Raw genomic sequence first — 19,349 nt, forward strand, 5'->3', positions numbered from 1 at the left:
CCATGAAGATCAAACTCGCCCTTGCAGCCGCCGCCCTGTCGCTGACGGCCTGCAATCCGTCCGAGCCGGCCAAGGCGCCCGCCGCTGAGACGCCGACGGCGACCGCCGCCGTGAGCGCGACCGAAGCCTGGTGCCGCCCGTCGCCGAACGGGGCCAAGGCCGGCGGCTGCTACGTCACCCTGACCGCCGCGACCGACGACAGGCTGACGGGCGGATCGACGCCGCGCGCCGGATCGCTTCAGGTCCACGAGATGAAGACCGAGAACGGCATGATGAAGATGGCCGAGATGACGGCGGGCCTGCCCCTGCCCGCCGGTCAGGACGTGGCCCTGGCGCCGGGCGGAAACCATCTGATGCTGATCGGCCTGACCGCGCCTCTGATCGCCGGCGAGACCGTGCCGCTGACCCTCCAGTTCGCCTCGGCGCCGACGATCACGGTTCAGGCGCAGGTTCGCCAACCGGCCATGGACGGCATGGATCACGGCGCCCACTGACCTCAGTTGAAGCGCGAGCCTGACAAACGGCTCTGAACCCGCTAAAGGCTCGCGCCTCACGAGGAATACCATGGCTCTTAAAGTCGCGATCGTCGGCCTGCCCAACGTCGGCAAGTCCACCCTGTTCAACGCCCTGACCAAGACGGCGGCGGCCCAGGCGGCCAACTATCCGTTCTGCACCATCGAACCGAACACCGGCGATGTGGCGGTGCCTGAGGCGCGTCTGAACGCCCTGGCCGAGATCGCCGGATCCAAGGAGATCATTCCAGCCCGCATCACCTTCGTCGACGTCGCCGGTCTGGTGCGCGGCGCGTCCAAGGGCGAAGGCCTGGGCAACCAATTCCTGGCCAACATCCGCGACTGCGACGCCGTGGCCTTCGTCGCCCGCTGCTTCGTCGATGACGACATCACCCACGTCGAGGACCGTATCGATCCGATCGCCGATCTGGAGATCATCGAGACCGAACTGATGCTGGCCGACATGGAAAGCCTGGAGCGCCGTCGGCCGCAGCTGGAGAAGCGCGCCAAGGGCGGCGACAAGGAATCCGTCCTGACGCTGAAGCTGGTCGATCTGGCCTTGGCCCAGCTGAACGCCGGCAAGCCGGCCCGCACCGCCGAGGTGTCCAAGGAGGACATCAAGGCCTGGCACATGCTGCAACTGCTGACCGCCCTTCCCGCGCTTTATGTCTCGAACGTCGAGGAAGGCTCGGCCGACAAGGGCAACGACCTGTCCGACAAGGTCGCGACCCGCGCCGCCCAGGACAACGCCAACTCGGTCGTCATCTCGGCCCAGATCGAGTCCGAGATCGCCGTGCTGGACGACGAGGAACAGAGGGAGTTCCTGGAGACTCTGGGTCTGGAAGAACCCGGCCTGAACCGTCTGATCCGCGAGGCTTACAAGCTGCTGGGCCTGCAGACCTATTTCACGGTTGGACCCAAGGAAGCCCGCGCCTGGACCATCAATGTCGGCGACACCGCGCCCCAGGCGGCTGGCGTGATCCACACCGACTTCGAAAAAGGCTTCATCCGCGCCGAGACCATCGCGTTCGACGACTTCGTGGCCCTGCGTGGGGAAGCCAAGGCGCGCGAGGCGGGCAAGCTGCGCGCCGAAGGCAAGTCCTATGTCGTCAAGGACGGCGACGTGATGAACTTCCTGTTCAACTAGGCGGCGCGGCCGGCGGGGTTTCGGCCCCGTCCTTCTTCATCATCTTTTCCAGCGGATTGGCGGGATCGCGCGCGCGCGGCGAACCGGGGCAGCGCGCCAGTTTCACCGTCTTCATGTCCTGATCGACATAGGTCAGGTTCATCACGTCGCCGCTCGTGCCCATGTGCACCCGCTCGGTCTGAGGCCGCCCCGCACATCGCAGCACTGCGACATAGCCGGAACCCGTCTCGTCGATGCTGGCGATGTCGCAGTTGCTGCCGTAGGCGTCGAAGCGCAGGGGCGTCAGGGTGATCGGGCTGCGTTCGCCCTGGGGCCGGGCGCACCATTGCGGGTTCGCCGCCCAAACGCCCACGAAGCTGCGCGGCCCCCGCCCGGCCAGAGACGACGGTCCAGGCGGTTCGACCGGCTGCATGGCCTCGGGCGTGCGCAGGGGCGCCGCCGGTTCGTTCGGCGGATTGACCTCGTGATCGCCGCAGGCGGCCAAAAGGGCGATCGCGCCCGCCATCGGGATCAAGGCTGTTTTCATCCCGCCACAACGTCACGGCCAAGGTTCGGGTTCAATCCCGAGGCCGACGCCTGCGCCTTATGTCGAAGTCAGCTCAGAACCACCCGGCCGTCGATGATGCGGAAGGCCACGCCTGTGCGCTGGAACAGGCGCGCGATGACGGCGGACGGGTCGGGCGCGCCCTGGTCCAGCAGCCTTTCGACATCGCCACGCAGCGACGGGTCGCGCGATGTCCGGGTCAGGGCCGTTAGCCACTCCTCGCGGCTGAGCACGCCGTCCGGCTGGCGCAGCAGAGGTCTGAGGAAGTCGAACCAGTCGCCGCCTGTGCGCTGGCGTTGCGCGCCCTCCGCCGCCAGGGCGAAGACGGCCCCGCAGGCGTAGTAGGCGCGGTGTTCGCCTCGGGCACCGGCCTGGGCGACAGGCTGGCGGGCCAGGTTGACGCAGTCGTCCACCTCGGACTGAAGCTCGGCGCGGTCGTCATAGTTTGCATCGAGGGCCTTGAGGGCGCGCACAGCCATCAGGTCAGCCCCGCCCTCGGTGATCCAGGCCTCGTCGGCGAAGGCGTATCGCACCGTCTGCCCCAGCCAGAAATGCGCCCCCTCATGGCCGATGAACCAGCGCGAACGCTCCACGATTTCCGGCTGGGGCGAGGTCACGCCCCTGCCCTCGAACGACATGACGATCAGGCCCGGAAGAACGCTGCCGCCCATGCTGGTCATGCTTTCGGTCGGCCCGTTCCAGGCCACCATGACGATGGGCGTATCGCCGCCGGAGCCCGGCGCGCCGAGCCGGTCGCGGTAGTAATGACCGACACGCGGCGCGAAGCCGCGGATCTCTTCACCGATCCACGGCGGCAGATTGGGGTCCATAACGGTCGACAGGCCGTCGCCCGGCGTGACTGTCGCCTCGCCCAGCAGGACATAGCTGCGCTCGTCCGTCGTGGTCAGTTCGTCGCGGCGGCGCCCGTTGAACAGCACGGGTCCGTTCTCATCCCGCCACGTCACGCGCGAAGGGCCGCCATCCAGCCTGATCCGGTTCAGGTCGTCCGGCACCTGTTCGGCCGCCTGGGCCGACGGCAGGGCGAAGACGTCCAGTTGCCGTGTCGGCAGGGCCACCGCGCTGTTGGAGAACAGCAGGGTCGGATATTCGGCCTCAAGATCCACCGCCTGAGGTCGAACGCGGAAGCGGACCTCGCGCGGCACAGGCCCGCCGTCCGTGCTGCGGATGATGTCGTAATGGCCGCGCCGCTCCATAACGACGCCGGGAGTCTCGACCGTCCATTGACGCGGCCGCCAAGGCTGGCGCGAATCCTGTTCCAGCGCCGAATCCTGGAAGGCCCAGACCGGCACGTCGCGCCCGAAGCGATAGTCGATGTTCAGGTGATCGCCGTCGCGCGTCACCGTCACCTGGGGTCCGGCTTCCTCTTGAAAGGTCGCTGGCGCCGACATTGGCCCGGCGGCGCAGGCGCCGCTCACAAGAGCGAGGGCCAGGATGGCGGACGAGGCAAAGGCGTGGACGCGCAAGGGCGATCTCCTGAAGGGCGCTCGGCGCGAAGCCTAGCGGTCGTCAACGCGTCGCGTCAGCTTACGGTTTCGTCAGGCTGAGGCCCGTTCCAAGGCGCGGCCCGCCGCCGCCAGTTCGCCGGCCATCACGGCCTTCAGCCGCTCCGGCGCCAGGATCTGCACCTGCTCCCCCCAGGTGAACAGATGCCAGGCCAGCTCGCGCATGCCCGAGGCCCGGAACCGCACGATGACGCCGCCGTCCGGCTGATCCTCGAACGACTGGGTGGGGTGCCAGCGCCAGCCCTTGGCCTCAGCCGCGCCTTCGGGCGCGATGCGCAGCACGACGTCCTCGATCTCGTCCTGATAGATGCCGAAGGACTGGCTGGCGAAGACGCCGAGGTCGAAATCGGTGGGCGGGACGGCCAACCCCTCCTGCGGGGCGACATGGCTCATTCGGTCGAGGCGGAAAGTCTGGATGCGGCCGGTCTCGCGGTCGGCGGCGACCAGATAGTTGGCCCGGCCGAACATGACGCCGCAGGGCGCCACGCTGCGCCGACGCGGCTCGGCCCCCGGACGAGAATAGGTGAAGCCCAACGGCTGCTGCGCCAGCACCGCCGCGCGAATGGCGGTCAGCATAGCTTCGTCGGCAGAAGGTCGAGGGCCGGCCTGGACCGCAATGGTTTCGGCCCGGACCAACGCCTCCAAATCGGGCGCCATGCGGTTCAGGGTGGTCGACCGCATCGCCGCCTTCAGCTTGCGCTCCAGCCCCTCCAGCGCCGTGGCGCGCGCCGGTTCGCCAGCGGCGCGCAGGGCGGTCGCGGCCTTGGACAGTTCCAGCATTTCGGTCGCCGTCGGAGCCTGTTCGAAGGCCGATAGACCGCCCCGGATGCGCCAGCGTTTGGACGGCGGGTCCGAGACCTCGTCCACCTGGGGGAACAGCATCAGAACCGCGTCGCGCATCCGTTCGGCGGTGCGGCGGCCGACGCGCATGTCGCGCGCGATCTCGTCCAGGCTCAGCCCCTCGGCGCTGGCGGCCATGCGGCGCGCCAGATCGATCACCATCGCCGCCTTGTCGTGTCTCAACTCTTTCGCCGATCCCTACGTCCGTTTCTGACGCAACACTGCTTCATAACGACATCATCGACAAGAGGCCCCCGCTTCAGGAGATCATCAGATGGCGCATTTCCAACCCGCCCAGACCGTCAACGCCGGCCGCTACATCATCGTGCCATGCGAGGCCGGTGGGTCGTCCGACCTCGCAGTGATCTGGGACCGGCTGGAGGAACAGGTGGTCGACGTCATTTCGGCCGCCGCCAGCAGCCGCTATTCTGACGAGGACATGCTGTGGGACGAAGGCCGCGCCGGCGACATGGCCCCCGAGTGGCGGATGGCCGCCTGAACTCAGGCCGCCTTCGGCTTGGTCCAGCGATCGATCATGCGCTGGGCCGGCAGCTCGACAAGTCGGTGCGCCCCGACGGCGACCGCGACGATGAAGCCGAACATGGCGACGGCGAACAGGTCGTTCAGCCAGACCGAGCCGAAGTCGATGCGACGAACCGGCACGAGGTCCAGCTTTCTGGCCACGATCATCATCACGGTCAGGATGAACATGTGGACCATGTAAATGGCGAACGACCAGCGCCCCAAGGTGACCAGAGCCGGGTGGTCCAGCACGCGTGACAGCGCCCCCTCCTCGCCGGCGAAGACCCAGATCAGCGCCACAAAGATCAAGGTGACGGCGACGGTGATCGGGCCCTGGGCATAGCCGATGAAGACACAGGCCGCGACGATGGCCGCGATCTCCAACAGCGTCGCGGCGCCGCCCTTGAGGCGCGGAATGCGCGTCCACAGCCCCTGCAGCAGGCAGCCCAGGAAGAAGCCATAGACGGCACGCGGCACAGCGAAGTCATAGGTCGTATTCATCCAGCGCCGGGCGTAGCTGAGCACCAACACGCCGCCAATGATCGCCAGCACCAGCCCGATCCAGCGGAACCGCTTGGGCGCAATCAGCACCAGCCCTGCGAAGATCAGATAGCAGGCCCATTCGGCGCTGAGCGTCCACGACGGCCCGTTCCAGGTCAGATAGGGATGCACATGCCAGGCCTGGATCAGCGCCAGATTAGTGAAGATCGCCTCGATCGACCGATCCCGCGTGAACGGCGGCGCGCTATCGAAATGAAAGACCAGCCGCGCCAGCTCCAGCCCGATGAAGGCCGCCAGCGTTAGCAGATGCAGCGGCCAGATCCGACCGAAGCGCCGGACCATGAACCGCCCGGCGTCGCGTCCCGACTTCAGTCGGTTCGCATAGGCATGAGCAATGACGAAGCCCGACAGAACGAAGAAATAATCGACGAACAGATAGGAATGTTGAATGAAACCCCAGTCGCGCCAGTGACTTGCGACCGGCATGTGGAACATCACCACAAGAATGGCGCAGACCCCGCGCAAGGAATCCAAGGCCTCGAAGCGGCGATGAGCAATGGGAGCGGGTTTAGAAAGGGCGTTCACGGACGCGTGATAGCGCCGGTCAAGGTTGCGCGATAGGGGTCTGACGAGACTTCAGTCCGCCCCGGCTTTGAGCGCACGAACAGCGCGACCGCAAAGGTCGCGCAGAGCCGCCTGATCGACATCCTCCAGACGCGAAACATACAGGCACCCGACGCCGGTCTTCACCTTGCCCAAGCGGGCGACCAGTTGGGCTCGTTCAGGGAAATCCCCAGCGACATAAAGCACCAGATTGGCTTTTCGCGGCGAGAAGCTGATCAGCGGCCAGCCGCCCTTGGGGCCGCCGTCGTTGCCGAACCCGACGATGGACGATCCCCAAAGCAAGGCCGGTTCACCGGTGATCTGAGCCATCATGGCGGCGACGGCGTGAGCGTCAGACCGTCGGCGGGGATCGTCGATCGCAGACAAGAAGGCGTCGACAGAGGCGTCGGTGGGGCCGGTCTTGGGCGTGCTGGCCATGGCTCAAAGCCCCTTTACGATCCCTTCGACCATCTTCTTGGCGTCGGCGAACAGCATCATGGTGTTGTCGCGGAAGAAGAGTTCGTTCTCGACCCCGGCGTAGCCCGAACCCATGCCGCGCTTGATGAACAGGACGGTGCCGGCCTTTTCCACGTCCAGGATCGGCATGCCGTAGATGGCGCTGGTCGGGTCGGTCTTGGCGGCGGGGTTAGTGACGTCGTTGGCGCCGATGACGAAGGCGACGTCGGCGGTGGCGAACTCGGCGTTGATGTCCTCCAGTTCGAACACTTCGTCATAGGGGACGTTCGCCTCGGCCAGCAGGACGTTCATATGGCCCGGCATCCGGCCGGCGACGGGGTGGATAGCGTATTTCACCTCGACCCCCTCCTCCTTCAGCTTGTCGGCCATTTCGCGCAAGGCATGCTGGGCCTGGGCCACGGCCATGCCGTAGCCGGGCACGATGATGACCTTGGACGCATTCTTCATGATGAAGGCTGCGTCCTCAGCCGAGCCCTGTTTGACCGGCCGCGTCTCTTTCGCTCCCGCCGGACCGGACGCTGCGTCGCCGCCGCCGAACCCACCCAGGATAACGCTGACGAAGCTGCGGTTCATGCCCTTGCACATGATGTAGCTGAGGATCGCGCCGGACGATCCGACCAGGGCGCCGGTGATGATCAGGGCGATGTTCTCCAGCGTGAAGCCCAGGGCCGCCGCGGCCCAGCCGGAATAGGAGTTCAGCATCGACACGACGACCGGCATGTCGGCTCCGCCGATGGGAATGATCAGGGTCGCGCCCAAAACGAGGGCGATCAGGAAGACGCCCCAGAAGGCCCACGTCGCCGCACCATTGGTGCCGATCAGTATGCCGATCAGCAAGACCAGGCCCAGGGCCAGGCCGACGTTGATCAGATGGCGGGCGGGCAGGATGATCGGCGCCCCGCTCATGTTGCCGTTCAGCTTGGCGAAGGCGATGACCGAGCCGGTGAAGGTGATGGCGCCGATGGCGACGCCGAGCGACAGCTCGATGATCGACAGGGTCTTGATGCCCGTCCCATCGTCCGAAAGGATGCCGAAGGCCTCGGGCGCATAGACGGCGCCGATGGCGACCAGACAGGCGGCCATGCCGACCAGACTGTGGAAGGCGGCGACCAGCTGCGGCATGTCGGTCATGGCCACGCGTTTGGCGATCAGGGCGCCGGCGCCGCCGCCGACGATGACGCCGCCAGCGATCAGGGCCAGGGTCACGCTATCCAGCGCCCCCGTCGTGCCCAGCGTCAGCAGGGTCACGCCGATGGCCAGCGCCATGCCGACCATGCCGAAGGTGTTGCCCTGACGGCTGGTCTCGGGGCTGGACAGCCCCCGCAGCGACAGGATGAACAGGACGCCCGAAACCAGATAGGCCAGTGCGGCCAGCGATGCGTTCATCACGCCCCTCCCCTCAAGACGTGCGGGCCAGCCGCCACAGGGCGGCGGCGATGAACAGCGGGCCGATGAAGAACAGGGCCCATTCGAAGACGCCCAACGGCCGGTCCTGCGTCACCACGCGAACCAGAATGGCCGAAAAGACTAAGGCGATGCCGCAGTCATGGAGCCGCTGCCGCTTGATCGGCGTCTTGGCCCCGAACCAGCCATACAGCCACAGGCCGAAGCCGATGCCGGTCGCAACCCAGGAGCCGGTGATGGCGATCTGCGCAGCGTCGGTCATTTCGAACGCTTGTCAAAAGGCGCCAAGGTGCGGCGTCGAATGGCGTAGAAGCCAGTTACAGCAAATACCGCAGCAGCGACGGCCATCAGACCTGCGTAGAGCCAATCGCGATCTCTCACACCTTCGATCGCCCGCCAGGCCCAAAGCCCGGTTACGGTCGGAAACAAGAGAATGCCGACGACAATCTCCACGGTGGATCGCACGGCTTTGGACAAGCGACCGCTAAAAATCACTAACACGATCACTAAAGCTATGACGACGGCTCCGATCGCCGTCACGACCGCGTCCATCGGCAAAGCGTTCACTTCGCCCCCTTCGGAGCGACGGGCCGCTCCTTCTTCTTGTACATCGCCAGCATCCGCCGCGTGACCATGAAGCCGCCGAAGATATTGACGCTGGCCAGGGTGACGGCGATGACGCCCGCGCCCTTGGCGATCCATGCGCTGGGGCCGGTCGCGTCACCGGACACGGCCGCCGCCGCGATCAGGCCGCCGACGATGATGACGCTGGAAATGGCGTTGGTCACGGCCATCAGCGGCGTGTGCAAGGCCGGCGTCACGCTCCAGACGACGTAATAGCCGACGAAGATCGCCAGCACGAAGATGGCCAGACGGAAGATGGTGGGATCGACGTGTTCCATGATCTATGTCCTACTTTCGGATCGCGCGGCCTCGCCGGCGCGGTGCCTGTCCTCCTGCGCCTCCATCCGCTTGGCGAGTTGTATGTTGGACCGCACCACCGCCGCGAGGATGCTGAACAGCACCACGATCAGCGACACTTTTACGTCAGTGTCTGGACGCCAAATCAATAAACCGGCGAGAAGTAGGGCCATCCCCACGCAAATACCGAGATAGATTTTGAGCTCGCTTATCATCCCCGCACCCCCTCATGCACCACGACGCCGCCATTGGTGACCACCGCCGCCTTCAGGATCTCGTCTTCGAGATCGACCGCCAGACCGCCGTCCTTGATCAACAGGCCGACGAAGGCGGTCAGATTGCGAGCGTAGAGGGCGCTGGCGTCGGCGGCGATGCGGCCGGGCAGGTTCGACCAGCCGACGATGGTGACGCCGTTCGCGGTGGTCACGACCTCATTCAGCTTGGAGCCCTCGACATTGCCGCCCGCCTCGACCGCCAGATCGATGATGACCGAGCCGGGCTTCATCGAGGCGACATGGGCGGCGGTCAGCAGCACCGGGGCGGCGCGGCCGGGGATCAAGGCCGTGGTGATGACCACGTCCTGCTTGACCACATGGGTCGCGGTCAGTTCGGCCTGTTTGGCCTGGTATTCGGCCGACATGGGCTTGGCGTAACCGCCGGCGGTCTGGGCGTTCTTGAACTCCTCGTCCTCCACGGCCAGGAATTTGGCGCCCAGGCTTTCGACCTGTTCCTTGGTCGCGGGGCGGACGTCGGTGGCTGTGACGACGGCGCCCAGGCGACGCGCGGTGGCGATGGCTTGCAAGCCCGCGACGCCCACGCCCATGATGAAGACCTTTGCGGCGGCGACCGTGCCGGCCGCCGTCATCATCATCGGGAAGCCCTTGCCATAGGCATAGGCCGCCTCGATCACCGCGCGGTATCCGGCCAGGTTAGCCTGGGACGACAGGACGTCCATGACCTGGGCGCGGGTGATACGGGGCACGAACTCCATGGCGAAGGCGGTGGCGTTGGCCCCGGCTAGCGCGTCGACGGTCGCCTTGTCGCGATAGGCGTCCAGCATGGCGATAACGACGGCGCCGGGCTTCAGCGCGCTGGTTTCCTGGGCCGTGGGGCCGCGCACCTTCAGCACGATGTCGGCGCCGTCCAGCACGGCGCGGGTGTCCGGCTTCACGACGGCGCCGGCGGCGGCGTAGTCGGCGTCGGGAATGGAGGAGCCAAGGCCGGTCCCGGCCTCGACCGTGACGGTCGCCCCCAAGGCGATCAGCTTCTTGACCGTCTCGGGCGTGACGGCGCAGCGCGTCTCGCCTTCGCGACGTTCACGGGTGACGGCGATAGCGACGGCCAAGCGAATCCCCTCGTTCTTTTCGTTGAACGAAGGTTAGGCCCTTCCGGCGCAGGCCGTCAAAGCACGGTTATGCCGAAGCTTGGTGAGGGCGCGTGATTTCAGACCGCCGCAAGGCGATCCGATGCAAGGCTCAGTGCGCGGCGCCGGGCTTGGACTTCAGCGCCACGAAGCCGACGCCGCCCAGAACGACCGCGCCGATGACGGCGGCCATGAAGCTGCCGCCCGGGTGGAACCACAGGGTCAGGAACAGCAGCAGCACGGCGATGGCCAGGCTGCCCCACTTGGCCAGGTTCAGGAAGAGGCGGTAGGTCGAGACCTGTTCACGCACTTCCATATGGCCGTGCAGATAGGCTTGCGCATCGGCGTCGGCAGGTGCGTTGGCGGTGTCGTGCAGGTCGGCCATTCGTGGAATCCCCTCATCGTTATGGCGGACTTACACCGAGGCGACCGCCCCGCTCAAGCCCGCAGTCATGCCTTGGTCAGGCCAGCGCCTCGAACTGATCGACCAGTCGCTCCAGCCTCTGACAGCCCACGCTCCAGAAGGCCGGGTCGCGCGGGTCCAGACCGAACGGCTTCAACGCCTCGACATAGGTCCGCGATCCGCCGCCGGCCAGAAGCTCGCGATAAAGGGGCGTGAAGCCGGCCGGATCGTTGCGACGCGCCTCCATCAGCGCCGCCACCAGCAGATCGCCGAAGGCATAGGCGTACACATAGAAGGGCGAATGGACGAAGTGGCTGACATAGGCCCACCAGTGTTCGTAGCCGGGGTTCAGCTTGACCGACGGCCCCAGCGAGGCGCCCATTTCCTCAAGCCACAGCTGATTGATCCGCTGTTGCGACACCTCGCCCTGCAGGCGCTCGTCGTGGAAGCGGGTTTCGAAACGGTGGAAGGCGATCTGGCGCACGACGGTGTTCAACCCGTCCTCGATCCGGCCGGCCAGCAGGCCGCGCTGCTCGGACTTGGGCGCCGTGGCCAAGAGGCGGTCGAACGTCAGACCCTCGGCGAAGATCGACGCCGTCTCGGCCAGGGTCAGGGGCGTGTCGGCCAGAAGCGTGCCCTGATCCGCCGCCAACGTCTGGTGGACGCCGTGACCCAGTTCGTGCGCCAGGGTCAGCACGTCGCGCCGCTCGCCCATCCAGTTCAGGAAGACATAGGGGTGGCGGTCGGCGGTGACGGGGTGGGCATAGGCGCCCGACTGCTTGCCCGGCCGCGCCCGGCCGTCGATCCACGGCTTGTCGAAGAAGCCGCCCGCCCGGTCGGCGAAGTCGCCGCCCAGGTCCGAGAAACTGTCCAGCACGATCTCTCGCCCCTGCGTCCAGGTGAAGGCGCGCGGGGCGGTGGTTTCGATGGGAGCGTTGCGGTCCCAGTGGTCCAGCCGCGCCTTGCCCATCGCCTTAGCCTTCAGCGCATAATAGCGATGCGACAGGCGCGGATAGGCGGCGGCGACGGCCTCGGCCATGGCGTCCACGGCCTCGCCGTCCACTTCATTGCCCAGGTGGCGGCTGTCGGCGGGACGTTTGAAACCGCGCCAGCGATCCTCCATCGCCTTGTCGGCGGCGACGGTGTTCAGCACCAGGGCCAGGGTCGGGGCGCGAGCGGCCAGGGCTTCCGACAGCCCTTCGGCGGCGGCCTTGCGCCGCGCGGGCTTGGCGTCCGACAGGCGGTTCAGCGCCTCGGCCAGGGTCAGGCTCTCGCTGCCGGCCTTGGCGCGCAGGGCGGCCAGTTGTTCGTCGAACAGGCGCGGCCATTGGGCGGTGATCGGCCCGCGCTCGGCGATGAAGGTCTCCAGCTCGGCTGACAGTTCGTGCGGCTTCATCGCCCGCACGCGCCGCAGCCACGGCCGCCAGCGCGCCGCGCCCGCATGGGCGTTCAGGGCCGCTTCCAGCGCCGCATCGTCGATCTGATTTATCTCCAGCGTCAGCCAGACGGTCGGAGTGGCGATGGCGGTGATCTTCTCGCGCACATCGGCCTCGAACCCTTGCGCCGTTGCATCATCACGCGCGGTCGAGGCCGACAGGAAGGCGTAGGCGCCCAGCGCGCCCAGCACATCGGACGCCTGCTCATAAAGCTGGATCGTGCGGTCCAACGTCTCACCCAGCGCCTGTGCGTCCTGATCGACCGCCAGCCGCCCCTTCAGCCCGTTCAGCGCCTCGACCAGACCGCGCGCCTTTTCCAGGTCGGCGGCCACCTTGGCGTCGTCGCGCGACGCATAGAGCTCGGTCAGGTCCCATAGCGGGGCTTCGGCGTTGGGCGTCTTGAAGGGAGCGTTCATACCCCTGTTCTGGGGACGCATGCGATTGGGCGCAACCTTCAGTCACGTTAACCTGCCGGTCACCACGCCCCACAACGCGATTTTCACCTCATCACGATTAAAACCGTCCCGAAACGATCCATCCGTGACGGGTTGGGCGACAGTACAAGGGATTTTCATGGCCAAGACCGTCCTGGTCGTTGACGACGATCCGACCCAGCGCCGGCTGATCCAGGCCGTGCTGGAGCGGGACGGCAACGCCGTGGTCCATGCCGCCAGCGGCGGCGAGGCCATCGATCGGATGACGCGCGGCGGCGGGGCCGACCTGATCCTGCTGGACATGGTCATGCCCGAGATGTCGGGGCTGGAATGCCTGGCCGAACTGCGCAGCGCCGGCATCAATGAGCCGGTCATCGTGCTGACGGCCAACGGCGGCATCGACATGGTGGTCAAAGCCATGCAGGCCGGGGCCCAGGACTTCTTCGTCAAGCCGGTGGGCCCAGAACGCCTGCTGGTCGGCGTGCGCAACGCCATGCAGATGAAGCGCCTGACCGCCGAGGTCGGGCGCCTGACCAAGCGTGTCCAGGGCCGCACCAGCTTCGACGATATCGTGGGCGACAGCCCGCCGATGCGCATCGTCAAGGCGCTGGGCGCCCGGGCCGCCAAATCGTCCATCCCCGTCCTGATCACCGGCGAGAGCGGCGTCGGCAAGGAGGTCATCGCCCGCGCCCTGCACGGCGCCAGCGACCGGGCGGGCAAGCCCTTCGTCGCCGTCAACTGTGGCGCCCTGCCCGCCAATCTGATCGAATCCATCCTGTTCGGACATGAGAAGGGCGCCTTCACCGGCGCCGTGGACAAGACGCTGGGCAAGTTCCGCGAGGCGGACGGCGGCACCCTGTTCCTGGACGAGATTGGCGAACTGCCGCTGGACATGCAGGTCAAACTGCTGCGCGCGCTGCAAGAGGGCGAGATCGATCCCGTCGGCGGCAAACGCCCCATCAAGATCGACGTACGCATCGTCTCGGCGACCAATCGCGACCCGGCCCAGCAGGTCAAGGACGGCGCCTTCCGCGAGGACCTGTTCTATCGCCTCAATGTCTTCCCGATCGAGGCCCCCGCCCTGCGTGACCGGCGCGAGGACATCGCGCCCCTGGTCGATCACTTCATCGCCCGGTTCAACGCCGAGGAGGGCAAGCGGATCGCCGGATGCGCGCCTGAAACCCTTGCTCTGCTGCAAGGGTTCGACTGGCCCGGAAACGTCCGACAGCTGGAAAATGCAGTGTTCCGCGCCATCGTCCTGGCTGATGCGCCCTTCCTTCAGCCGCACGATTTCCCCGCGATTTCAGGCGTCGCCGCGCCAATGCCCGACGCCCAGCCGCTACAGGCCGCCAAAGCCGCCGGCGCCCAGACCGACGCCGCTGCGCAGGTCGATCAGCCGATCCGCATCCTGGACGACCGCGGCCATCTGCGCACGCTGGAAGACATCGAACGCGACCTGATCCAGCACGCCATCGAGGTCTATGCCGGGCACATGAGCGAGATCGCGCGCCGCCTCGGCATCGGCCGTTCGACCCTATACCGCAAGGTCCGCGAACAGGGCTTGGAAGGTCAACTGAAGGAAGCGGGCTGAGTCTCTCGCAATTCATGGCGTAAACTGATCACTCCGGCGGCTTCCTGCCCCACCGCCGTTTCGGCTCTTCGCCATTGGCCTTTGCGGTGATCTCTTTCAGCTTGCGGCCCTGCATTGCCGAGAGAGCTTGGCCTGGCGCGCCCTTTTCGGGGTCGGCGAAGGCGCGGCCGTGGGTTTTCACGCGCTCGCTGACCGAATCGATGAACTCGCCCTCCCATTCGGACAGCGAAACGCCCGCCTTATCCGCCGCGCGGCGAGCGCGTTTCAATGCATTCAACGCAGCGCGCTTAGCCGCCTCGCGCTGCATCTCGAAGGGGCTGGGCAGCTTCTCCTTTTTGGCGCTACCGCCCTTTGGGCTGCTTGAGCGCAGATTGGATGCGCCGTCGCCTTTCAGGCCGCCTGATCGCGACAGCCCGCCTCCTGGCTTGAAGGGGGTGCGCTTCAAGCCGGGTCAGCCTCAGATCTCGCCGAGCGCCGACAGGTAGAGGTCCAGGATGGCGTCCTCTTCCTGACGCTTGGCCTTGTCCTGCTTTCTGATGCGGATGACCTTGCGCAGGATCTTGACGTCGTAGCCCTCGCCCTTGGCTTCGGCGAAGACCTCCTTCATGTCGGTCATGACGGCCTGCTTGTCCTCTTCGAGCCGCTCAAGGCGCTCGATGATGGTGCGAAGGCGGCCCTGCGCCGTGGCGGTGAGAACGTCTGAACCACCGTCGAACGAGGCGTCGTCAGCCATGGGGAATACTCCAGAAATCAGGCGCGGACGCTAACCATGCGGACAGGCGCGCGACAACCGCGAACACGAAAAAGGCCGCGGACAGAAATCCGCAGCCTGTGGATCGTCATCTTTCAAGCGCGCTATCGCCCATCGGGCTGCTTGAGCGCGATCCAGCGTGCGCACGCCGCCGAAGCGTCGCGCAGCGATCGCTGCTTAGCCCTGCTTCGCCTTGAAGCGCGGGTCGGTCTTGTTGATGACGAAGACGACGCCCTTGCGACGCACGACCTTGCAGTCGCGGTGGCGGGTCTTCAGCGACTTGAGCGAGCTACGGACCTTCATGGTCGGACGTCCTGAAAGAAACCAATAAGAAAGCCGCTGACCCGGTCGGATCGCGGCGGAGGCGGTGGTATAGAGAGAGGGGTTCGGAAGGTCAAGCCGCCAAAGCCCGAAACCGCAGAAAACCCAGTCCCCGTCTGCCTGGTGAAGCCTTTCACTTCGCATGCTTAAGCAGCCCGAAGGGCGATAGCAGGACAAAAACTATGGAGGCCTGACCTCCGAGTCGAACGGAGGGTTTACGGGGTTGCACGCCCGCCGCGTCGCCGCTCCGCCATCAGGCCGTCAGAGCTGGTGCGTCATTACGACACACACGTATAAGGCGTCCAATACAAAGGTAGTTAACGACGCGCCTTACACCCGAGCGGGGAATGGCGAGGCAACGCATTCGCGCGGCGCGCGCTTTAGGGCGTCGAAATGGCCGTTCGCGCGGATGTCATTTCGTGTCTGACCCCGGGGGCTTTAGTTTGAATCTCATGCGCTTTTCCTACCGCCTTCTCCTGATCGGCTGCGTCTCGGCCTGCGCGCCCATGCTGCCCGAGCCCCAGGTGAACCTGCCGACACCCCAGCCTCAGCCCCAGGCGGGCGCGCCGGTCACGACGCCGGCCCCTGCCCCCCAGACGCCGCCGTTGGCCGCCTATGACCAGCAGGGTTTCGAGGGCTGGAAGCAGGGCTTCCTGGCGCGCAAGGGCGGCGCCCGCCGCGCGGAGTATGCGCGTGAGCTGGAGGGGCTGACGCCCGATCCGACGGTGATCCGCCTGGATCGCAACCAACCGGAATTTTCCAAACCCGCCGGCGCCTATGTTCAGAATGCAGTGACCCCGGTGCGAATCGCCCAGGCCAAACAGCGCATCGACCGGGTGCCGTGGTCGGTGGTTCAACGATTCGGCGTGCCGAGCGAAATCCTGGTCGGCGTCTGGGCCCAGGAAAGCGCATTCGGTCAGGTGCAGGGCGACTATGACGTGATCCGCTCGCTGGCGACCCTGGCCTATGACGGTCGCAGACGCGATTGGGCCGAGGGGCAACTGAAGGACGCGCTGGACATCGTCGTGGACGGCCGGCGCGAGCGCACGGGCCTGAAGGGCAGCTGGGCCGGGGCCATGGGCCAGACCCAGTTCATGCCCGACAACTATCTGCGCCTGGGCGTGGACCAGGACGGCGACGGCAAGGTCGATATCTGGCGCGACGACGCCGACGCCCTGGCGTCCGCCGCCAACCTGCTGGCCCAGGCCGGATGGAAGCGCGGTCAGGGTTGGGGCTATGAAGTCACCCTGCCCTCCGGCTTCGACTATGCCGAGGCGGAAGGCCCGAAGCACAACTGGGCCTATTGGGCGGCCAAGGGCGTGCGCCTGGCGCAAGGCGGCACCCCGAACGGCGCCGAGGCGCTGGAAGAGGCGACCATCCTGCTGCCGCAGGGCGCGAACGGTCCGGCCTTCCTGGCCCTGCCGAACCACTATGTGATCCGCCGCTACAACAACTCGGTATCCTACGCCCTGGCGATCGGCCTGACGGCCGACGGGATCATGGGCAAGCCGGGACTGACGAAAGCCTGGCCCAACGATCCGTCGATGACGCGCGATCAGCGCATCGGGGCGCAGCGCGCCCTGACGCAGCTGGGTTACGACACCCAGGGCGTCGACGGTGTGATCGGCTCCAACACCCGCGCGGCCCTGCGTCGCTGGCAGATCGCCAACAACAGGATCGCCGACGGCTATCTGACGCCGACGCTGGCGGACGAACTGATCCGCCGGACGAACTGAACCGCGTCTCCCGTCCCGCACCGCGACCAGAAGGAGTGGGATTTAGACCCTACCCCTTCACGCGCCAGGTGGCGCCGTCGGGGCCGTCCATGACGACGACGTTCAGGGCGTTCAGGCGGTCGCGGATGCGGTCGGCCTCGGGCCAGTCCTTGGCGGCGCGGGCGCTGGCGCGCTGGTCCAGCAAAGCCTCGACCTCGGCCTTCAGGGCGGGATCGCCGCCCTCGAACCAGGCGTCCGGCGTCAGGGACAAGACGCCGATCAGCCCGGCCGCTCCCTTCAGGCTCCAGCGGGCCATGGCGACATCGTTGATATCGGCCTCGGCGTCGTTGAGCAGCTCGCGCAGGGCGTTCCCCAACCCGAACAGCTGGGCGATCGCGCCCGGCGTGTTGAGATCGTCCTCAAGCGCGTCCAGCACCGGGTCCAGTGCGTTCTCGGCCAGCTCCATCTCGGCCTCGTCCAGCGTGGCCTCGTCGAAGTCGATCAGAGCAGCATCGGCGTCGCGCAGGACGCCATACAGCCGGTCCAGGTTCTTGCGGCTCTGATCCAACAGCCCCTGGTTCCAGTCCAGCGGCTGGCGGTAGTGGGCGCTGAGCAGGGCCCAGCGGACGACCTCGCCCGGCATGGCCTGCACCAGATCGTGCAGCAGCAGGACGTTACCGATCGACTTAGACATCTTCTCGGCGTCCACGGTCAGAAAACCGTTGTGCATCCAGTAGCGGGCGTATTCGTCGTGCGCGTGATCGCCATGGGCATGGCCGTGGGCGCAGACGCCCTGGGCGATCTCGTTCTCGTGGTGGGGGAAGACCAGGTCGATGCCGCCGCCGTGGATGTCGATCGGCAGGCCCAGGGTCTTTTCGATCATGGCCGAGCATTCGATGTGCCAACCGGGACGCCCCTCGCCCCAGGGCGACGGCCAGGACGGCTCGTCCGCCTTGGACGGCTTCCACAGGACGAAGTCGTGCGGATTCTTCTTATAGGGCGCGACCTCGACGCGGGCGCCGGCGATCATATCGTCCAGGTTTCGACCCGACAGGGCGCCGTAGGCCTTGTAGGACGAGACGTCGAACAGCACGTGCCCTTCGGCTGCATAGGCGCAGCCCGCGTCGACGATGGCCTGGATCTGGTCGACGATGGCCGGGATGTAGTCGGTGACGTGAGGCGCGATATCGGGCGGCGAGACGTTCAGCAGGCCCATGTCGGCGAGGTAGGCGGCCTCATAGCGGGCCGTGACCTCGCCGATCGGCACGCCCTCGCGCGCAGCCTTCTGATTGATCTTGTCGTCCACGTCGGTGACGTTGCGGGCGTAGATCACGTGGTCGGCGCCATACGTCCGGCGCAGCAGACGCACCAGGACGTCGAACACCACCGGCGGACGCGCATTGCCAATATGGGCGTAGTCATAGACCGTGGGGCCGCAGACATAGAGGGTCACACGATCCTTGTTCCGGGGCTCGAACAGGCGCTTTTCACGGCGCAGGGTGTCGTGGATGTGCAGCGGCATGGATCAGTCTTTAGCGGGTTTTCTTGCGGGACGGACGGTCTGTCCCATATAGCGGCCTGATATACAGTCCCGACGGATTGTAGAAGGTAAACCGGGCGACCCGCCCGCCCCGGCCGGAAATCGAGTTCATGAGCGTCACCCCCGCCAAGCCCGTCCTTGTCAGCGATGCTGCCGTGCAACGCCCCTCGCGCGAACAGGCGCTGGACGCCGTGCGCACCCTGATCGCCTGGGCCGGCGACAATCCCAACCGTCCGGGCCTGATCGACACGCCCAAGCGGGTGGTGGACGCCTATGGCGAATGGTTCGACGGCTATGACGCCGATGCGGGCAAGGAGCTGAGCCGCACCTTCGAGGACGTGACCGGCTATGACGACATGGTCATCCTGCGCGACATCGAGGTGGAGAGCCATTGCGAGCACCACCTGGCCCCCTTCCTGGGCAAGGCCTATGTCGCCTATCTGCCCGGCGAGAAGGTGGTCGGCATTTCAAAGCTGGCGCGGGTCGTCGAGATCTATGCGCGGCGCCTGCAGAACCAGGAGACCCTGACCAACGACATCATCGACGCCATCGAATCGCACCTGCAGCCGCGCGGCGTGGCGGTGCTGGTGGACGCCGAGCATCAGTGCATGACCACGCGCGGCGTGCATCATCGGCACGTTTCGACCATCACGACCCGCTTCACCGGCGCCTTCAAGGACGATCCTGCCCTGGCGGACCGTTTTCTGAAGCTGGCCAAGGCCTGAACGCCGAACTGTCGTCCCTCTGTCGTGTATAATTGACGTTCGGGAACGGCAGATCGTTTAGAACCGCTTTACAAGC

General features: G+C 66.4%; 23 protein-coding genes and 1 tRNA gene. 6 read left to right on the forward strand and 18 right to left on the reverse strand.

The annotated features are described in order from the left end of the window. The first annotated feature begins 2 nt into the window (after positions 1–2). Both HNP47_RS06085 and ychF read left to right on the forward strand, forming a co-directional pair. The gene (locus tag HNP47_RS06085; RefSeq protein WP_184278735.1) at positions 3–494 is read left to right on the forward strand and encodes a copper chaperone PCu(A)C; all 492 of its coding nucleotides are present in this window, start codon (positions 3–5) and stop codon (positions 492–494) included. A gap of 70 nt (positions 495–564) precedes the next feature. Continuing rightward, positions 565–1,659, forward strand: a complete 1,095-nt coding sequence (ychF, locus tag HNP47_RS06090; protein WP_184278736.1) for a redox-regulated ATPase YchF — start codon at positions 565–567, stop codon at positions 1,657–1,659. Here the strand turns inward: ychF and HNP47_RS06095 are convergent. The 3 genes from HNP47_RS06095 to HNP47_RS06105 form a co-directional block, all read right to left on the reverse strand. Further along, positions 1,652–2,185: a hypothetical protein gene (locus HNP47_RS06095; RefSeq protein ID WP_184278737.1), complete on the reverse strand. Its 534-nt coding sequence runs from the start codon at positions 2,183–2,185 to the stop codon at positions 1,652–1,654. The two genes, ychF and HNP47_RS06095, sit on opposite strands and share 8 nt — an antisense overlap. A gap of 68 nt (positions 2,186–2,253) precedes the next feature. Further along, a complete protein-coding gene (locus HNP47_RS06100) occupies positions 2,254–3,687 on the reverse strand; it encodes a hypothetical protein (protein WP_221414922.1) in 1,434 nt (477 codons plus the stop codon). Positions 3,688–3,759: 72 nt separating this feature from the next. Beyond that, positions 3,760–4,749 (reverse strand): YafY family protein, encoded by a 990-nt coding sequence (locus HNP47_RS06105; protein WP_221414923.1) that lies wholly within the window; start codon positions 4,747–4,749, stop codon positions 3,760–3,762. A gap of 91 nt (positions 4,750–4,840) precedes the next feature. On the opposite strand from HNP47_RS06105, the gene HNP47_RS06110 reads away from it, so the two are divergent. Then, positions 4,841–5,065, forward strand: a complete 225-nt coding sequence (locus HNP47_RS06110) for a hypothetical protein (protein WP_184278738.1) — start codon at positions 4,841–4,843, stop codon at positions 5,063–5,065. 2 nt (positions 5,066–5,067) lie between these two features. On the opposite strand, the gene HNP47_RS06115 is transcribed toward HNP47_RS06110, so the two are convergent. The 10 genes from HNP47_RS06115 to HNP47_RS06155 all read right to left on the reverse strand — a co-directional run bounded on the left by HNP47_RS06115 (position 5,068) and on the right by HNP47_RS06155 (position 12,612). After that, positions 5,068–6,174 carry an acyltransferase gene (locus HNP47_RS06115; RefSeq protein WP_184278739.1) on the reverse strand — a complete coding sequence of 369 codons (1,107 nt, stop codon included), beginning with the start codon at positions 6,172–6,174 and terminating at the stop codon, positions 5,068–5,070. 51 nt (positions 6,175–6,225) lie between these two features. Then, entirely contained in the window at positions 6,226–6,630 is a 405-nt protein-coding gene (locus HNP47_RS06120; RefSeq protein WP_184278740.1) for a DUF1801 domain-containing protein, read from the reverse strand. Positions 6,631–6,633: 3 nt separating this feature from the next. After that, on the reverse strand, positions 6,634–8,055 hold the full coding sequence (locus HNP47_RS06125; RefSeq protein ID WP_184278741.1) for an NAD(P)(+) transhydrogenase (Re/Si-specific) subunit beta: 1,422 nt from the start codon (positions 8,053–8,055) through the stop codon (positions 6,634–6,636). Between the two features lie 13 nt (positions 8,056–8,068). Further along, complete coding sequence (locus tag HNP47_RS06130; protein WP_055755025.1) at positions 8,069–8,335, reverse strand: hypothetical protein; 267 nt, start codon at positions 8,333–8,335, stop codon at positions 8,069–8,071. Further along, positions 8,332–8,640, reverse strand: a complete 309-nt coding sequence (locus tag HNP47_RS06135; protein ID WP_184278742.1) for a hypothetical protein — start codon at positions 8,638–8,640, stop codon at positions 8,332–8,334. The genes HNP47_RS06130 and HNP47_RS06135 overlap by 4 nt, the downstream gene beginning before the upstream one ends. After that, the gene (locus HNP47_RS06140; protein ID WP_184278743.1) at positions 8,637–8,975 is read right to left on the reverse strand and encodes an NAD(P) transhydrogenase subunit alpha; all 339 of its coding nucleotides are present in this window, start codon (positions 8,973–8,975) and stop codon (positions 8,637–8,639) included. Before HNP47_RS06140 ends, HNP47_RS06135 begins: the two co-directional genes overlap by 4 nt. 3 nt (positions 8,976–8,978) lie before the next feature. Continuing rightward, entirely contained in the window at positions 8,979–9,113 is a 135-nt protein-coding gene (locus HNP47_RS16320; RefSeq protein ID WP_260394616.1) for a hypothetical protein, read from the reverse strand. A 92-nt stretch (positions 9,114–9,205) separates the two neighbouring features. Beyond that, the gene (locus HNP47_RS06145; RefSeq protein ID WP_184278744.1) at positions 9,206–10,339 is read right to left on the reverse strand and encodes a Re/Si-specific NAD(P)(+) transhydrogenase subunit alpha; all 1,134 of its coding nucleotides are present in this window, start codon (positions 10,337–10,339) and stop codon (positions 9,206–9,208) included. Positions 10,340–10,469: 130 nt separating this feature from the next. Continuing rightward, positions 10,470–10,742 carry an aa3-type cytochrome c oxidase subunit IV gene (locus HNP47_RS06150; RefSeq protein WP_017505952.1) on the reverse strand — a complete coding sequence of 91 codons (273 nt, stop codon included), beginning with the start codon at positions 10,740–10,742 and terminating at the stop codon, positions 10,470–10,472. 76 nt (positions 10,743–10,818) lie between these two features. Further along, on the reverse strand, positions 10,819–12,612 hold the full coding sequence (locus HNP47_RS06155) for a M3 family oligoendopeptidase (RefSeq protein ID WP_184278745.1): 1,794 nt from the start codon (positions 12,610–12,612) through the stop codon (positions 10,819–10,821). A 157-nt stretch (positions 12,613–12,769) separates the two neighbouring features. On the opposite strand from HNP47_RS06155, the gene HNP47_RS06160 reads away from it, so the two are divergent. Then, on the forward strand, positions 12,770–14,221 hold the full coding sequence (locus HNP47_RS06160; protein ID WP_184278746.1) for a sigma-54 dependent transcriptional regulator: 1,452 nt from the start codon (positions 12,770–12,772) through the stop codon (positions 14,219–14,221). 28 nt (positions 14,222–14,249) lie between these two features. On the opposite strand, the gene HNP47_RS06165 is transcribed toward HNP47_RS06160, so the two are convergent. The 4 genes from HNP47_RS06165 to HNP47_RS06180 all read right to left on the reverse strand — a co-directional run bounded on the left by HNP47_RS06165 (position 14,250) and on the right by HNP47_RS06180 (position 15,553). Continuing rightward, positions 14,250–14,528 (reverse strand): hypothetical protein, encoded by a 279-nt coding sequence (locus HNP47_RS06165; protein ID WP_221415022.1) that lies wholly within the window; start codon positions 14,526–14,528, stop codon positions 14,250–14,252. 150 nt (positions 14,529–14,678) lie between these two features. Beyond that, positions 14,679–14,954, reverse strand: a complete 276-nt coding sequence (locus HNP47_RS06170; protein ID WP_017505946.1) for a DUF2312 domain-containing protein — start codon at positions 14,952–14,954, stop codon at positions 14,679–14,681. A gap of 195 nt (positions 14,955–15,149) precedes the next feature. After that, complete coding sequence (gene ykgO, locus HNP47_RS06175; RefSeq protein WP_008263184.1) at positions 15,150–15,275, reverse strand: type B 50S ribosomal protein L36; 126 nt, start codon at positions 15,273–15,275, stop codon at positions 15,150–15,152. Between the two features lie 201 nt (positions 15,276–15,476). After that, positions 15,477–15,553: transfer RNA gene (locus HNP47_RS06180), tRNA-Ala, on the reverse strand. Positions 15,554–15,745: 192 nt separating this feature from the next. On the opposite strand from HNP47_RS06180, the gene HNP47_RS06185 reads away from it, so the two are divergent. Beyond that, complete coding sequence (locus HNP47_RS06185; RefSeq protein WP_184278748.1) at positions 15,746–17,029, forward strand: lytic murein transglycosylase; 1,284 nt, start codon at positions 15,746–15,748, stop codon at positions 17,027–17,029. A 49-nt stretch (positions 17,030–17,078) separates the two neighbouring features. On the opposite strand, the gene cysS is transcribed toward HNP47_RS06185, so the two are convergent. Next, positions 17,079–18,530: a cysteine--tRNA ligase gene (gene cysS, locus HNP47_RS06190; RefSeq protein WP_184278749.1), complete on the reverse strand. Its 1,452-nt coding sequence runs from the start codon at positions 18,528–18,530 to the stop codon at positions 17,079–17,081. Positions 18,531–18,658: 128 nt separating this feature from the next. Between cysS and folE the strand changes: the two genes are divergently transcribed. Continuing rightward, the gene (folE, locus tag HNP47_RS06195) at positions 18,659–19,273 is read left to right on the forward strand and encodes a GTP cyclohydrolase I FolE (protein WP_184278750.1); all 615 of its coding nucleotides are present in this window, start codon (positions 18,659–18,661) and stop codon (positions 19,271–19,273) included. Positions 19,274–19,349 lie beyond the last annotated feature (76 nt).

The sequence above is a fragment of the Brevundimonas vesicularis genome (assembly GCF_014204545.1).
Taxonomy (GTDB): Bacteria; Pseudomonadota; Alphaproteobacteria; order Caulobacterales; family Caulobacteraceae; genus Brevundimonas; species Brevundimonas vesicularis_B.

Coding starts and splice junctions, on each gene's coding strand:
- ykgO (WP_008263184.1), bottom strand. CDS start 15,275: ATGAAGGTCCGTAGCTCGCTCAAGTCGCTGAAGACCCGCCACCGCGAC.
- HNP47_RS06125 (WP_184278741.1), bottom strand. CDS start 8,055: ATGAACGCATCGCTGGCCGCACTGGCCTATCTGGTTTCGGGCGTCCTG.
- HNP47_RS06140 (WP_184278743.1), bottom strand. CDS start 8,975: ATGGAACACGTCGATCCCACCATCTTCCGTCTGGCCATCTTCGTGCTG.
- HNP47_RS06110 (WP_184278738.1), top strand. CDS start 4,841: ATGGCGCATTTCCAACCCGCCCAGACCGTCAACGCCGGCCGCTACATC.
- HNP47_RS06160 (WP_184278746.1), top strand. CDS start 12,770: ATGGCCAAGACCGTCCTGGTCGTTGACGACGATCCGACCCAGCGCCGG.
- HNP47_RS06130 (WP_055755025.1), bottom strand. CDS start 8,335: ATGACCGACGCTGCGCAGATCGCCATCACCGGCTCCTGGGTTGCGACC.
- HNP47_RS06120 (WP_184278740.1), bottom strand. CDS start 6,630: ATGGCCAGCACGCCCAAGACCGGCCCCACCGACGCCTCTGTCGACGCC.
- HNP47_RS06170 (WP_017505946.1), bottom strand. CDS start 14,954: ATGGCTGACGACGCCTCGTTCGACGGTGGTTCAGACGTTCTCACCGCC.
- folE (WP_184278750.1), top strand. CDS start 18,659: ATGAGCGTCACCCCCGCCAAGCCCGTCCTTGTCAGCGATGCTGCCGTG.
- HNP47_RS06185 (WP_184278748.1), top strand. CDS start 15,746: ATGCGCTTTTCCTACCGCCTTCTCCTGATCGGCTGCGTCTCGGCCTGC.
- HNP47_RS06095 (WP_184278737.1), bottom strand. CDS start 2,185: ATGAAAACAGCCTTGATCCCGATGGCGGGCGCGATCGCCCTTTTGGCC.
- HNP47_RS06165 (WP_221415022.1), bottom strand. CDS start 14,528: ATGCAGCGCGAGGCGGCTAAGCGCGCTGCGTTGAATGCATTGAAACGC.
- ychF (WP_184278736.1), top strand. CDS start 565: ATGGCTCTTAAAGTCGCGATCGTCGGCCTGCCCAACGTCGGCAAGTCC.
- HNP47_RS06155 (WP_184278745.1), bottom strand. CDS start 12,612: ATGAACGCTCCCTTCAAGACGCCCAACGCCGAAGCCCCGCTATGGGAC.
- HNP47_RS06085 (WP_184278735.1), top strand. CDS start 3: ATGAAGATCAAACTCGCCCTTGCAGCCGCCGCCCTGTCGCTGACGGCC.
- cysS (WP_184278749.1), bottom strand. CDS start 18,530: ATGCCGCTGCACATCCACGACACCCTGCGCCGTGAAAAGCGCCTGTTC.
- HNP47_RS06150 (WP_017505952.1), bottom strand. CDS start 10,742: ATGGCCGACCTGCACGACACCGCCAACGCACCTGCCGACGCCGATGCG.